Origin of the sequence: Phyllobacterium myrsinacearum, assembly GCF_014138285.1 — a bacterium.
Taxonomy (GTDB): Bacteria; Pseudomonadota; Alphaproteobacteria; order Rhizobiales; family Rhizobiaceae; genus Phyllobacterium; species Phyllobacterium myrsinacearum_A.
Genome location: NZ_JACGXN010000001.1, coordinates 937,372 through 950,264, shown reverse-complemented (window position 1 = coordinate 950,264; position 12,893 = coordinate 937,372). Strand labels below are relative to the sequence as shown.

At 55.2% G+C, this 12,893-nt stretch carries 11 protein-coding genes and 1 riboswitch; of the genes, 3 read left to right on the top strand and 8 right to left on the bottom strand.

Going from position 1 to position 12,893, the window contains the following annotated elements; all coding sequences use genetic code 11:
• The first annotated feature begins 12 nt into the window (after positions 1 to 12).
• Positions 13 to 1,386, top strand: a complete 1,374-nt coding sequence (locus tag FHW16_RS04740; protein ID WP_182547970.1) for a leucyl aminopeptidase family protein — start codon at positions 13 to 15, stop codon at positions 1,384 to 1,386.
• 15 nt (positions 1,387 to 1,401) lie between these two features.
• Here FHW16_RS04740 and FHW16_RS04735 read toward each other — a convergent pair whose 3' ends face one another.
• The gene (locus FHW16_RS04735; RefSeq protein WP_432652008.1) at positions 1,402 to 2,046 is read right to left on the bottom strand and encodes a chloramphenicol phosphotransferase CPT family protein; all 645 of its coding nucleotides are present in this window, start codon (positions 2,044 to 2,046) and stop codon (positions 1,402 to 1,404) included.
• A gap of 109 nt (positions 2,047 to 2,155) precedes the next feature.
• Between FHW16_RS04735 and FHW16_RS04730 the strand changes: the two genes are divergently transcribed.
• Entirely contained in the window at positions 2,156 to 2,506 is a 351-nt protein-coding gene (locus FHW16_RS04730) for a MarR family transcriptional regulator (RefSeq protein ID WP_182547968.1), read from the top strand.
• Positions 2,494 to 3,360: an NlpC/P60 family protein gene (locus FHW16_RS04725; RefSeq protein WP_182548926.1), complete on the top strand. Its 867-nt coding sequence runs from the start codon at positions 2,494 to 2,496 to the stop codon at positions 3,358 to 3,360. Before FHW16_RS04730 ends, FHW16_RS04725 begins: the two co-directional genes overlap by 13 nt.
• A gap of 59 nt (positions 3,361 to 3,419) precedes the next feature.
• Here the strand turns inward: FHW16_RS04725 and FHW16_RS04720 are convergent, their stop codons facing one another.
• The 7 genes from FHW16_RS04720 to FHW16_RS04690 form a co-directional block, all read right to left on the bottom strand.
• Entirely contained in the window at positions 3,420 to 3,911 is a 492-nt protein-coding gene (locus FHW16_RS04720; RefSeq protein WP_182547967.1) for a 6,7-dimethyl-8-ribityllumazine synthase, read from the bottom strand.
• 81 nt (positions 3,912 to 3,992) lie between these two features.
• Positions 3,993 to 4,154: riboswitch (FMN riboswitch) on the bottom strand.
• 49 nt (positions 4,155 to 4,203) lie between these two features.
• Entirely contained in the window at positions 4,204 to 5,160 is a 957-nt protein-coding gene (locus FHW16_RS04715) for a 2-hydroxyacid dehydrogenase (RefSeq protein ID WP_182547966.1), read from the bottom strand.
• A complete protein-coding gene (locus FHW16_RS04710) occupies positions 5,157 to 6,788 on the bottom strand; it encodes an ABC transporter ATP-binding protein (RefSeq protein WP_182547965.1) in 1,632 nt (543 codons plus the stop codon). Before FHW16_RS04710 ends, FHW16_RS04715 begins: the two co-directional genes overlap by 4 nt.
• On the bottom strand, positions 6,785 to 7,930 hold the full coding sequence (locus FHW16_RS04705) for an ABC transporter permease (protein WP_182547964.1): 1,146 nt from the start codon (positions 7,928 to 7,930) through the stop codon (positions 6,785 to 6,787). The genes FHW16_RS04710 and FHW16_RS04705 overlap by 4 nt, the downstream gene beginning before the upstream one ends.
• Positions 7,930 to 9,033, bottom strand: coding sequence for a microcin C ABC transporter permease YejB (locus tag FHW16_RS04700; RefSeq protein ID WP_182547963.1), 1,104 nt, complete (start codon positions 9,031 to 9,033; stop codon positions 7,930 to 7,932). Before FHW16_RS04700 ends, FHW16_RS04705 begins: the two co-directional genes overlap by 1 nt.
• Before the next feature lie 27 nt (positions 9,034 to 9,060).
• Positions 9,061 to 10,938 (bottom strand): extracellular solute-binding protein, encoded by a 1,878-nt coding sequence (locus FHW16_RS04695; protein ID WP_432651990.1) that lies wholly within the window; start codon positions 10,936 to 10,938, stop codon positions 9,061 to 9,063.
• The gene (locus FHW16_RS04690) at positions 10,935 to 12,821 is read right to left on the bottom strand and encodes an extracellular solute-binding protein (RefSeq protein ID WP_182547962.1); all 1,887 of its coding nucleotides are present in this window, start codon (positions 12,819 to 12,821) and stop codon (positions 10,935 to 10,937) included. The genes FHW16_RS04695 and FHW16_RS04690 overlap by 4 nt, the downstream gene beginning before the upstream one ends.
• Between the last annotated feature and the right edge of the window lie 72 nt (positions 12,822 to 12,893).

Here is a 12,893-nt window from a genome sequence, read left to right as displayed (position 1 = left end):
GAGTAAACAATAATGTCTGCCGAAATCACCAAACAGAAATCATCGGCCAGCAGGCCGGTCTGGTTTGTCCGCAAGGGCGGGTTGGAAAGCCTCGGGCTCGATGCGGCGACGCTGGCTTGGGCGCATGCGAACGGCTTTGAAGGTCAGGCTGGCCGGCTGCTGGTTGTCCCCGGTGAAAAGGGCGAAATCGCCGGAGCATTGTTTGGTATCGGCAAGGATGACAACCGCTTGATTGCAGGCAAGCTGGCGCAATCCCTGCCGAAAGGGGCATGGCATCTGGCAGGCCCTGTCGCGGAACCTGATCTGACGGCCCTGAGCTTCCTGCTCGGTGGTTACAGGTTTACCCGCTATGTGAAGAAGGATGACATGGAAATCTCGTTGGCGCTGCCGGAAGGTGCGGACAAGGCCGACGTCAAACGGCAGACAAGGGCGGTCACGCTGGCGCGTGACCTCATCAATACTCCCACCAATGATATGGGTCCCGAGGCATTGGAAGCGGCCGTGCGCAAGCTGGGCGAAGAACACAAGGCATCCGTCGATGTAATCAAGGGTGATGCCCTGCTCAAAAAGAACTTTCCGATGATCCACGCGGTTGGCCGTGCCGGAAGCGAGGAGCCGAGGCTGATCGATCTGGTATGGGGGAAGAAGGATGCGCCCAAGGTAACATTGGTCGGCAAGGGTGTGTGCTTTGACACCGGTGGTCTCGATATCAAGCCCGCGAGCAGCATGCTTCTGATGAAGAAGGATATGGGCGGCGCAGCAAACGTACTGGCGCTTGCCAGTATTATCATGGATGCAAAACTACCTGTCCGTCTGCGTGTTCTCATTCCGGCGGTGGAGAACTCCATCTCTGCCAACGCATTCCGTCCGAGCGATATTTTGACAAGCCGCAAGGGGATCACCGTAGAAATTGGCAATACCGATGCGGAGGGCCGTCTTGTCCTCGCCGATGCGCTCGCACTGGCTGACGAGGAAGAGCCTGAAATCCTGATAGATATGGCGACGCTGACGGGCGCAGCGCGTGTTGCTCTCGGTCCGGATGTGCCGCCCTTCTATACGACGGATGAGACCTTCGCATCGGATGTTGCCAAGGCATCGGAGGCAGTGGCTGATCCGGTCTGGCGCATGCCTTTGTGGCAACCCTACGAGGCGAAACTTTCGTCCCGTGTCGCAGACATCAACAATGTGACAACAGATGGCTTCGCCGGTTCCGTGACAGCAGCACTGTTTCTGAAACGCTTTGTCGAGAAAACCAAAATCTGGGGCCATTTTGACATTTACGGCTGGAATCCGGTGGAGAAACCGCATTCTCCTGTTGGTGGCGAAGCGCAGGCGATAAGGGCGCTCTACCATCTGTTGAGGGGCCGTTTCCCGGCTGTGAAATAGCAGACGGTTGCATAGTCAGTGTCCGGCAGCCAGTTCTTCGAAGGCTGTCGGATGTACCGGTGCTTGTTGAAGCCGTAGAGCGATTGCGGTCACGCAGTCCTCAGTGCTTTTGTCCGATGTGTCGACTTCCAGATCATACAGACCGGGATGATGAACGGCCTCTTGCCATCGGAGTACGGCCGGCGGGATCGGAGCGCTGGCCGTTGCTGTCTCATAATGGCCTTCCCGGCCTGACTGCCCCGCGTTGCGCCGTTGCATGATTACCTTGATGGAACAGCGGACACCGACAAACAGTACCGGCAGGCCGTTGAGGCGCCGGGCGCAATCGGTCAGGATATCAAGCGGTTTTGTGTAACTGTCGTGGTGGCCAATATCGGTGACGACACTCAGTCCGAGGCGGCTGTGCGCGGCTATGGACTCGTAGAGCGCCGCATAGAACAGGGGAATGAGCGGCTCGAGATCCGGCCTTTCTCCGCCTGGCCGCAGACCGATACCCGGTTGATAACGCGGCGGCGTAATGTGGCGGACATAGGCATCGACGCCCAAATTTATCCAGGGCCCTTCAAAAGTTTCCTGAATGACCTGCGCGATGCTGGATTTTCCTGAGCGGGGCGCACCGTTCAGAATGATAATCTGTCCGTGTTTCATCGAAGGCCTCACATTGTACCGCAACCCTTTTAACCTCAGATGCCGAACAAAATGAATAGCTTGCGCTTCCCCTGGCGAGGAATAAAATGATACGGAACCGAAATGATCTCGGAAGCCGCCTATGCAGATTGAACTCAAGCCGTTTCAGGCGCTGACCTTGTGGAAGGAAATTGCCATCTCCGAAGTGCGGGATGATGCGCATGACCTGACCATGCGGCAATTGGCGGTGCTGCTGACGGTTTATCTGGAACCGCCGCCGCATACGATCCGTGGTATGGCTGCAAAGCTCAAGGTCACCAAACCTGCGATCACCCGTGCGCTTGACACAATGGGCGGCTATGGATTGGTGGACCGGCACCGCGACGAAAAAGACAAGCGCAATGTTCTTGTCAAGAGAACGGTAAAAGGTGCGCTTTATGTTGAAAAGCTCGGCGATCTTGTTATCGCCAAGGCAAGAGGATTACCCCTGTGACATTGGATAAACGGTTGAATGCGTTTCGTCCCGATCTGGCGGATGAAAGCCTGCGCGGACAGGTGGAAGCGGATCGCTTTGTCGAAGGCAAGCCTATGCGTATTTCCGACCCGGTGGTCGACGTGCGCGGTACAGCACGCGGCGATGCCGGCGTGACCACGCAATTTCTGTTTGGCGATGATGTCCTGGTGTTCGAGGACAGCAATGGCTGGTGCTGGGTCCAGAATGAACGGGATGGCTACGTTGGCTATGTCGTCGATACCGCACTGGACAAGCGTTACGACGACCCGACCCATATTGTCATCGCGCCGCGCACGTTTGTCTATCCGGGTTCTGATCTGAAGTTCCCGCCGACGAATGCATTGTCCATGGGATCTCTCGTCACGATTAAAGGTGGAGAGGAGCGTCGTGGTACGCTCTACGGTATTCTTCCGAGCGGGGAAGCGATCGTTGCCAAGCACCTCGTCCCCATCGACGAAGTCACTGATGATCATGTTGCTGTTGCCGAGACCATGATGCATACCCCTTATCTCTGGGGCGGCGTTTCCGGATTCGGAATAGACTGTTCCGGGCTCGTACAGTTGTCGCTGCTGATGACCGGGCAGTCCGTGCTGCGCGACTCCGACATGCAGGCAGACTCAATCGGCGATGTTGTCGAGCCGGATGAACACTACAAGAACCTGAAGCGCGGCGATTTTGTTTTCTGGAAGGGGCATGCCGCAATGATGGCCAGCCACTCCATGCTGCTTCATGCAAGCGGACACACGATGAGCGTGACGCTTGAGCCCCTGCACGATGCCATCGAGCGCATTGCCTATCTCTATGGCAAACCGACGGTAATACGGCGACTTTAGTCAAACAGCCCCTCTGTTCGATGGGCAGAGGGGCTGTCATTTTGTCTGCTTATCTAACCTCAAGCCGCCGACAGTTCGGACACGTGCTGGAATGTACGGATGATCTGCAGACAGGCGCGGGCAGCCTCCTGCCCCTTGATCAGGAAGTGCCTGGTAAAGAAGTCGATGTGCTGGGCGGTTTCCTGGAAATGGTGCGGCGTCAGCACAACCGACAACATGGGAATACCCGTCTCCATCTGCGCGGTTAAAAGCGCATTCACCACCGTTCCGGCGACGAAATCATGCCGGTAAATCCCCCCATCAACGACGAGACCCGTTGCGACAATGGCATCGTAATACCCGGTTTCGGCAAGCTTCTTGGCAAGCAGAGGGATGTCGAATGATCCCGGTACATCATAGACGTCAAACCGTCCGGCGGTGACACCCTGACTTTTCAGTTCGGCTTCAAAGCCAATACGGGCTTGATCGACGATTTCAGAATGCCATCGCGCCTGAATGTAGGCGATGCGTGGCGCGAAATGCGGGGTATTGTTATTCTGGAACTGATCCATGTCGGTCTCCTCAAGAGTTGACGTGAATCAGGGCACAACCAAAAACGGTCTGGGATTGCCGGGAAGGCAACCCTTGCTTTCAGTTGTTCTCTTTCATCCGGACTATACCGTCGGCTTCGGAATTGCACCGAAATCTGCTGACCTTTCCGGAAACCGGAAAGCGCTCGCGGGCTCGCACCTGACATCTTTCGACACCCAGTGATTACCGCCGGTGGGGAATTGCGCCCCGCCCTGAGAACACTTGCAAGGAGCAACCTATCCGAAGGCTGCCGGACGTCAAAGCCAAATTTTTCTAATACTGGGCTTCCCTGTCGACAATATTTTTCAACGGCTCGCCGCGTTCATAGGATTCGATCTGGGCGATGATCTCAGGAACGAGTGCCGAAGGGCTGGAGCTTGCCGCCGCATGCGGGGTTATAATCACCTGTGGGTGTGTCCAGAGGGCGCTGTCCTTCGGCAAAGGTTCCTTGTTGAATACGTCAAGGGTGACAGCCGACAGCATGCCGCGCTCCAGTGCGGCCAGAATGTCAGCTTCGTTCTGGAGACCACCCCGTCCGGCATTGATCAGTACGGGGGCGCCCAGGGGACCATCGGTTTTCATCTGTGCAAAAAGATTCATCGACAGGATGCCCCTGGTGTCGGGTGTCAGGGGCAACAGTGAAACGACAATATCCGCATCTTTCAGAAAGTCTCTCAGACCATCGTTACCAGAATGACTGATCACGCCTTCGACTGTCTGGGGGCGGCGGCTCCAGCCGCTGACCTTGAAACCCAGGTTGCGCAGTTTCAGGGCGGCATCGCGGCCAAGCACGCCCATGCCGAGAATGCCGACATTGACTTCATGGGCTGCCGGTTGACGCCGGTCCTCATGCCAGACCTTACCGGCCTGCTGCTGCCGGTAACGCAGTCCGAGGCGATGGTGATCCAGCACCTGCCAGACAACATATTCGGTCATGCGCATGGTCAGGTCAGGCGATACAATACGAACGATGGGCACGTCTGGAATCTTGTCGTCATGGAACACGTGATCCACACCTGCGCCCAGTGAGAAAATGACTTTCAGGTTGGGCAGGTCGGCGAGTGATCCGGGGCGCTGTTTCCACACCAGTGCATAGCGAACCTTTTCCTTGTCCGTATCTGTATTCAGGACAAGTTTGCGCTGAGGGGCGTTCTTGGCAAACTCCGACAACCAGACCTCGGGGTCCCACCCGGTTACAGCCAGAAAAATCGTGTCGCTTGTCCCGGTCATTCGCTTACTGCTCCCTGTTCGGCCGTTTCTATCCTGAAGGCTGCCGCCATCAGTGCTTTTGTATAGTCGCTCTTCGGATTGGCGAAGATTTCCTCCGACGGACCGTATTCAACCGCTTTGCCATTGCGCATGACAAGCACGTCATTGGCCAGCGCTTTAACCACTTTGAGATCGTGACTAATGAAAAGATAGGCCAGATTGTGCTTTTGCTGCAATCCGCGCAAGAGGTCGACCACCTGTGCCTGTACGCTCATATCGAGGGCCGAGGTCGGCTCGTCGAGCATGACGAAGCGCGGATTGAGCACCATGGCGCGGGCAATGGCAATGCGCTGGCGCTGGCCGCCGGAAAACTCGTGCGGATAGCGGAAGCGATTCTCCGGATCGAGATTGACCTCTTTCAGAGCCGCAACAACACGTGCGTCCCGCTCATCTGCCGACAGTTTCGGTTCGTGCACGGCAAGCCCTTCAGCCACGATGTCGGCAATTGACATCCGGGGCGACAGCGAGCCGAACGGGTCCTGAAACACAATCTGCAATTCACGCCGCAAGGGGCGCATCTGCTTGAAGGAAAACTGGTTGATGTCCTTTTCGCCAAAGCGGATGACACCTTGTGAAGAAATCATGCGCGAGAGCGCTAGCCCCAGCGTGGTCTTGCCCGAACCGGACTCGCCAACGACACCGAGTGTCTGTCCGGCACGAATGGTAACATCGATACCATCAACGGCCTTCACATGATCGACGGTCCGCCGCAGGAAACCCTGTTTGATCGGGAACCAGACCTTGACCTGTTCACCCCGCATAACGGGCGCGGCGGAAAGGTCGGCAGAGGGCGGATTGCCCTTTGGTTCGGCGGCAAGCAGATGACGCGTGTATTCGTGCTGCGGATTGTCGAAAATTTCCCTGGTGGGGCCGGTCTCGACAATTTTTCCCTTTGTCATGACGCAGACGCGATCGGCTATCTTGCGGACAATGCCGAGGTCATGCGTGATGAACAGCATGGACATGCCCTGTGCCTTCTTGAGATCGGCAAGCAATTGCAGGATCTGTGCCTGCACGGTTACATCAAGTGCGGTGGTGGGCTCATCGGCTATCAACAGCTTGGGCTTGTTGGCAAGCGCCATGGCAATCATCACACGCTGACGCTGGCCGCCAGAAAGCTGGTGAGGATAGGCGTCGAGCCGTTTTTCCGGTTCGCGGATACCTACCTCGTGCAGAAGCGCGAGCGTCCTTTGCTTTGCGGCTTTGTCGGCCATGCCCTGGTGCAGCTTCAACACTTCGACAATCTGCTTTTCGATCGTATGAAGTGGATTAAGCGAGGTCATCGGCTCCTGGAAGATCATGGTGATGTCGTTGCCGCGGACACGGCGCAGATCATTCTCATCACTGTCCAGAAGGTCTTGCCCGTTAAACAGGATCTGCCCCGAGGGATGCGACGCCGGCGGATAGGGCAGAAGTTTCAGGATCGATAGAGCCGAGACTGATTTGCCGGAGCCGGATTCGCCAACAAGCGCAACAGTCTCACCCTGAGCAATATCGAACGAAATATGATCGACAGCAAGCGACTGGCGGCCGTTCTGGGTGAAGGCAACCGAAAGGTCGCGAACGGAAAGAAGAGGGGACGCACTCATTTAAAAGCCTTGCGCGGATCGAATGCATCACGGGTCGCTTCGCCGACAAAGATCAGCAGTGACAGCATCAGGGAGATGACGACGAACCCGGTCAGGCCCAGCCATGGTGCCTGCAGGTTGTTCTTGCCCTGTGCCAGAAGTTCGCCAAGCGATGCCGAGCCCGGAGGCAGGCCGAAGCCGAGGAAGTCGAGTGATGTGAGGGTCGTGATCGATCCGTTGAGAATGAAGGGCAGGAAAGTCAGTGTCGTCACCATGGCGTTGGGCAGGAGGTGCCGGAACATGATGGTGCGGTCACGTACGCCAAGCGCCCGCGCGGCATTCACATATTCGAAATTGCGGGCGCGCAGAAACTCAGCACGGACAATGCCGACAAAATGCACCCACGAGAACAGCAGCATGATACCAAGCAGAATCCAGAAGCCCGGCGGCAGGATCGATGCCATGATCAGCAGGAGATACAGGGTTGGTACCGAGGACCAGATTTCGATGAAGCGCTGGGCCAGCAGGTCGAGCCAGCCGCCGAAGTAGCCCTGCAAGGCGCCAGCCGTTACGCCGATGACAGCGGATGCAGCCGTCAGGATCAGCCCGAACAGCACGGAAATGCGGAAACCATAGAGCGCGCGGGCAAACACATCGCGTGCCTGATCGTCGGTGCCCAGAATATTCATATTGCCGAATGTGCAATTGCCATCATTCACGCCCTGCGGATAACGGGCGCAGCGCTCCTCCGGCGTATAGAGCCAGAAGGGTTTGGATGGAGCCGTATCAGGCAGTTCATTGTTGACAGTGCGGTAGGAATAGCGGATCGGCGGCCAGATCGCCCAGCCGTTGGCATTGATCTCATCCTGAATGACCGGATCGCGATAATCCGTCACCGCATAGAAGCCGTTGAACTTCTCTTCGGGATAATCGACAAGCACCGGAAAGAGGATTTCACCTTTGTATGAAACAAGGATCGGCTTGTCATTGGCAATGAATTCGCCGAACAGCGAAGCAATGAACAGGAACAGGAAAATCCACAAGGCCCACCAGCCGCGGCGGTTGGCCTTGAAGTTCTGCCAACGCCGGGCATTGAGCGGCGAGAGGCGAGGGCGGCGAACGGCAGCAGGTGCGGCTTGGGTGCCGATGCTTGAATCACTCATCAGACGTCCCTCCGCTCGAAGTCGATACGCGGATCAATCCATGTGTAGAGCAGATCGGAGAGGAGACTGATCACCACACCGACGAGGGCGAAAATATAAACTGTGGCAATCACCACCGGGTAGTCGCGGTTGATGATTGATTCATAGCCGAGCAATCCGAGCCCATCGAGTGAGAAAATAGCCTCGATCAGCAACTGCCCCGTGAAGAAGATGGAGATAAAGGCGCTAGGAAATCCAGCAATGACGATCAGCATTGCGTTGCGGAACACGTGTCCATAGAGAATCTTGCGTTCGGTCAATCCTTTGGCTCGCGCCGTGGTGACATACTGCTTGCGGATTTCGTCTAGGAACGAATTCTTGGTCAGGAGTGTCGTCGTGGCGAAGGCAGACAGCAGCATGGCGGTCAATGGCAGGGCAATATGCCAGGCATAGTCGACAATCTTGCCGAAGAAGGAGAGGTCGGCGAAATTGTTTGAAGTCAAACCGCGCAGCGGGAACCAGTCAAAAAACGAACCGCCGGCAAAAAACACAATCAGCATGATACCGAAGAGAAAACCCGGTATCGCATAGCCGACAACCACGACGGCACTGGTCCAGACGTCGAAGGCGGAACCATCCTTGATAGCTTTTCGAATGCCGAGCGGTATGGAAATCGCATAGGATATCAATGTCATCCAAAGCCCCAGCGATATGGAGACAGGCAGTTTTTCCTTGATGAGCTGCACGACGCTGATATCGCGGAAATAGCTGTTGCCGAAATCGAAGCGCAGATAATTCCATACCAGAATACGGAAACGTTCCAGCGGCGGTTTATCGAGCCCAAACTGCTTTTCGAGGCTGGCAATAAAGGCTGGATCCAATCCTTGAGCGCCACGGTATTTCGAATTGGCAGTGCCGGTACCAAGGGATTCGTTGCTTTGTCCGAAATCAGCGCCACCGCCACCGATTCGGTCGAGCGCGTTTCCGCCCTGTCCGGTGAGTTGGCCGATAATACGCTGGACGGGGCCACCGGGGACGAACTGTACAATCACGAAGCAGACAAGCAGCACCCCGAACAGGGTCGGTATCATCAGGAGCAAACGCCGTAGAATATAGGCTCCCATTAAGACGGTGCTCCGGGGGATATTATTTTAAATCTTGCCAATTGCCTTTGCCTTTGCTTCGTCAAGCCACCACAGCGTTTCAACCGGAAAGCCATAATCGGGCTTCGGTTCCTTGAAACCGAACATATCCCAATAGGCGATCAGGTGATTCGCACTGTACCAATTTGGAATCCAGTCACGCCTTATACGCAAGAGCCGATCCAGAACACGCATAATCGTGACCAGTTCTGCGCGCGTTGTGGCTTCACTGACCTTCTGAATCAACGCATCCACGGTAGTATCGGCTATACCGGCGAAGTTGCGAGAACCGGGTACATTGGCTGACTTGGAGCCGAACAGTGTTTCCAAACCCTCTTGCGTTGATGTCGGGCTAAGTGAGAGGGCGAACCCCGTCATGTCGAAATCAAAGTCCTGCAGACGGATCTGATATTGCGCCGGATCGACCAGCCGTAGCGTTGCGTTGATGCCGATGGCATTGAGATTGTTGATGAAAGGCGTCGAGGAGCGTGTGAAGACTTCCGCTTGTATCAACAGCTCAAGATTGAATGTCTGGCCACTGGTATCAGTGAACTTGCCGTTCGTCCGCGTATACCCGGCGGCAGTAATAAGTTCGATGGCGCGGCGCAGATTGTTCCTGTCACGCCCGGACCCGTCCGATACGGGCTGCATGACCGCATCACCGAAAATCTCCGGCGGCAGCTTTTCGCGGAGCGGCTCCATGATGGCGAGTTCTTCTGCTGAGGGTTTGCCTTCGGCACGAAAATCCGACTTCTCAAACAGGGATTGCGAGCGTTCATAGACATCATAGAAGAGGTTTTTCTTCGTCCATTCAAAGTCGAAGCATAAAGCAATGGCTTCCCGAACACGCGGATCACGAAATTGGTTTCGGCGTTGGTTCAATGCCCAGCCTTGCATTGTGGGGCGCTTTTCGCTGGGAAACTCGCGTTTCATGACGCGTTTCTGTTGAATGGCAGGAAAATTGTACTCCGTCGCCCATGTCTTGGCCGTCGACTCGGAGCGCCAGTAAATATCGCCTTTCTTGAAGGCTTCAAAATCCGGTTGCCGGTCGCGAAAGAATTCGATGCGGATGCGGTCAAAATGGTTGGAGCCGCGCTGTACAGGCAGATCCTTTGCCCAGTAGTCAGCAACGCGTTCAAACTCAATGGTCTGTCCCACACGAACGATACCAACACGGTAGGCGCCTGATCCAAGAGGAGCTTCCAATGTCGATGCATCAAAGTCTCGGGTGGCATACCAGGACTTTGAAAGGATCGGAATCGCCGGTGTGATGTCGAGAATGGCCCGGTCCGAGTGCTTGCCGGAAAAAGTGAGACGCAGTGTGTGATCGTCTTCAGCAACAATCTCCTGCAATTCCGTTAGGATCAACGACAGATCGGGATGTCCCTTGGCCTTTAGTGTTTGGTAGCTGAAAACAGCATCATGGGCTGTTAACGGTGAACCATCGTGGAAACGCGCTTCCGGCCGGAGCCTGAAAGTGAAGGAGCGTTTGTCTTCAGATACGGTAACGCTTTCAGCGACAAGACCATAGATCGAGTCGGGCTCGTCCAGCGCCGATGTCATCAATGAATCAAAACACAGTTCCATACGCGGCGGTGCATCACCGCGCGAACTGAAACCGTTCAATGTGTTGAAGGTTTGGGTTGACTGGTTGAAATACCATGTGGGCGGCGAAAAGCAGAATGTGCCACCCTTCGGCGCATCAGGGTTTGCGTATTCGAAATGTGTAAAGTCTTCGGCGTATTTGAGCTCTCCGAAAGCGGAAAGGCCATGCAGCGGCGCACCCGTTTTCACATCCGCCAGTGCCAGACGCGGCGCTAAGGCTGCAAGTGCCGCCCCGCCTGAATATTTCAGCAGATCGCGGCGACTGAGACTCCCCCCCATCATTGGGCCCGAGCTTTCAAAGCTTGCTCTTTGGCGGTGTCTATCCACCATGAAAGTGGGTCGACACCAGCATAATCCGGTTGCTTGTCAGGCATGCCGAACTTATTCCAGTAAGCAATCTTAATCCTGTCATCATACCATTGTGGAACAACGTAGTAATTCCACAGGAGGACCCTGTCGAGCGCATGGGTTGCCGCCACAAGTTCGTCGCGATCCCTAGCAAAGATCACCCTATCGATCAGCTTGTCGATGGCCGGATTTTTGATGCCCATATAGTTGCGTCCGCCAGGCGTATCAGCGGTGCTGGACCCCCAGAAATCGCGTTGCTCGTTGCCTGGTGACAACGTTTGCCCGATCCCGGCAATCGCCATCACATCATAATCATAATCGTTGACCCTGGCCGCATATTGGGCAGCATCGACGGCACGTATTTGCGCATCTATGCCAAGTTTGCGAAGATTTGTCATGAAGGGGCCGATCGTGCGTTCATCGCCTGGATCGTCTGCCAGAAATTCAATAGTCAAAGGTTGGCCAGTCGTTGTATTGACGAGCTTGCCATTTTTTTGATCATAACCCGCGTCTCGTAAAAGCGAGACGGCCTTGCGCAAATTATCCCGTTGTGCCTGCGGCGTATCAGAAACCGGGTTTTTGAATTCCTGATTGAAAACACCTTCCGGTACTTCACCTTTAACCGCTTGAAGAATCTCGAGCTCTTTACCTGTTGGAAGGCCACTTGACGCGAGTTCCGTGCCCGAAAAGTAGCTGTCTATTCGCTTGTATTGACCGAAAAATACATTCTTGCTCATGGACTCAAAGTCGAAGGCCAAATTCAACGCCTCTCGCACCTTGATATCCTTAAACTTGTCGCGCCGCGTGTTCAGAAGAAATCCTTGCATACGGCCGGATGACCGCTGTGGATAGACTGCCTTGATAACATCGCCTCTGGTGAAGGCCGGGAAGTCGTAGTTGCGCATCCAGCGGCCAATACTGGGCTCCCCGCGGTAATCTTGGAAACCGCCCTTCTTGAAAGCTTCCCATATGGCGTTTGCATCCCGGAAATATTCGTAACGGATACTCCCAAAATTGTTGCGACCAACGTTGGAGGGGAGATCTTTACCCCAATAATCGGAGACCCGGCTCCACACTATGGTCTTGCCGAAATCAACGCTCTCGATCTTGTAGGCAGCGGATCCCAGAGGGATTTCTGTCGAGGGTTTTGTGATATCGCGTTTCTTGCCAGATTGATCAGTGCCCTCCCACCAGTGTTTTGGCAGTATGGGAAATTCACCGACAATACCTGGCAGTTCGCGATTCCCGCCACTCGCAAACGTGAAAGTAACCTCGCGGTCCCCGGTTTTCTCAGCCTTTGTCACATCATGATAGTATTTGTTGTAAATCGGGCTTTGCGCTTTCAGGATGTCGAACGACCAGATGACGTCGTCGACCGTAATCGGTTGTCCATCATGCCATTTTGCAGCTGGATTGAGACGAAACTTTACCCAGGAAAAATCATCGGGGTAAGCAATAGCTTCGGCGAGAAGGCCGTAATTGGTTGCAGGCTCATCAATTGCACGGCTCAGAAGCGTATCGTAGAGGTACCCACCCAAGATTGTGCCGCCGGGTAGTCCTGCGGCGGATGTTCCCTGAACAACAAACGGATTAAGGCTGTCAAATGAACCCTGGGCAATTTGATTCAGAGTTCCACCCTTGGGTGCATCGGGGTTCACAAAATCAAAATGTTTGAAGTCCGGCTCGTATTTCGGTGTGCCCAGAGCGCTGACTGCGTGGCGCCATTCGGGCTCCGCTGCCTTCGCATTCAAGGGAGGGAAAGCTCCTGCCAGACTGGCGAGAAGGGCGAGGCTGGCGACGAGCGGACGGAAGTGCAAATCAGATCTCCACAATTTCTCTTTTGGGTCAGTCTAAGAGAAAATGCGGCAGAGAACAGGCCTTCGGCAAAA

Bases quoted from the DNA above. Each gene is read 5' to 3' on its own strand.
- FHW16_RS04740 (WP_182547970.1), top strand. From the start codon at position 13: ATGTCTGCCGAAATCACCAAACAGAAATCATCGGCCAGCAGGCCGGTC.
- FHW16_RS04730 (WP_182547968.1), top strand. From the start codon at position 2,156: ATGCAGATTGAACTCAAGCCGTTTCAGGCGCTGACCTTGTGGAAGGAA.
- FHW16_RS04720 (WP_182547967.1), bottom strand. From the start codon at position 3,911: ATGGATCAGTTCCAGAATAACAATACCCCGCATTTCGCGCCACGCATC.
- FHW16_RS04715 (WP_182547966.1), bottom strand. From the start codon at position 5,160: ATGACCGGGACAAGCGACACGATTTTTCTGGCTGTAACCGGGTGGGAC.
- FHW16_RS04710 (WP_182547965.1), bottom strand. From the start codon at position 6,788: ATGAGTGCGTCCCCTCTTCTTTCCGTTCGCGACCTTTCGGTTGCCTTC.
- FHW16_RS04705 (WP_182547964.1), bottom strand. From the start codon at position 7,930: ATGAGTGATTCAAGCATCGGCACCCAAGCCGCACCTGCTGCCGTTCGC.
- FHW16_RS04700 (WP_182547963.1), bottom strand. From the start codon at position 9,033: ATGGGAGCCTATATTCTACGGCGTTTGCTCCTGATGATACCGACCCTG.
- FHW16_RS04695 (WP_432651990.1), bottom strand. From the start codon at position 10,938: ATGATGGGGGGGAGTCTCAGTCGCCGCGATCTGCTGAAATATTCAGGC.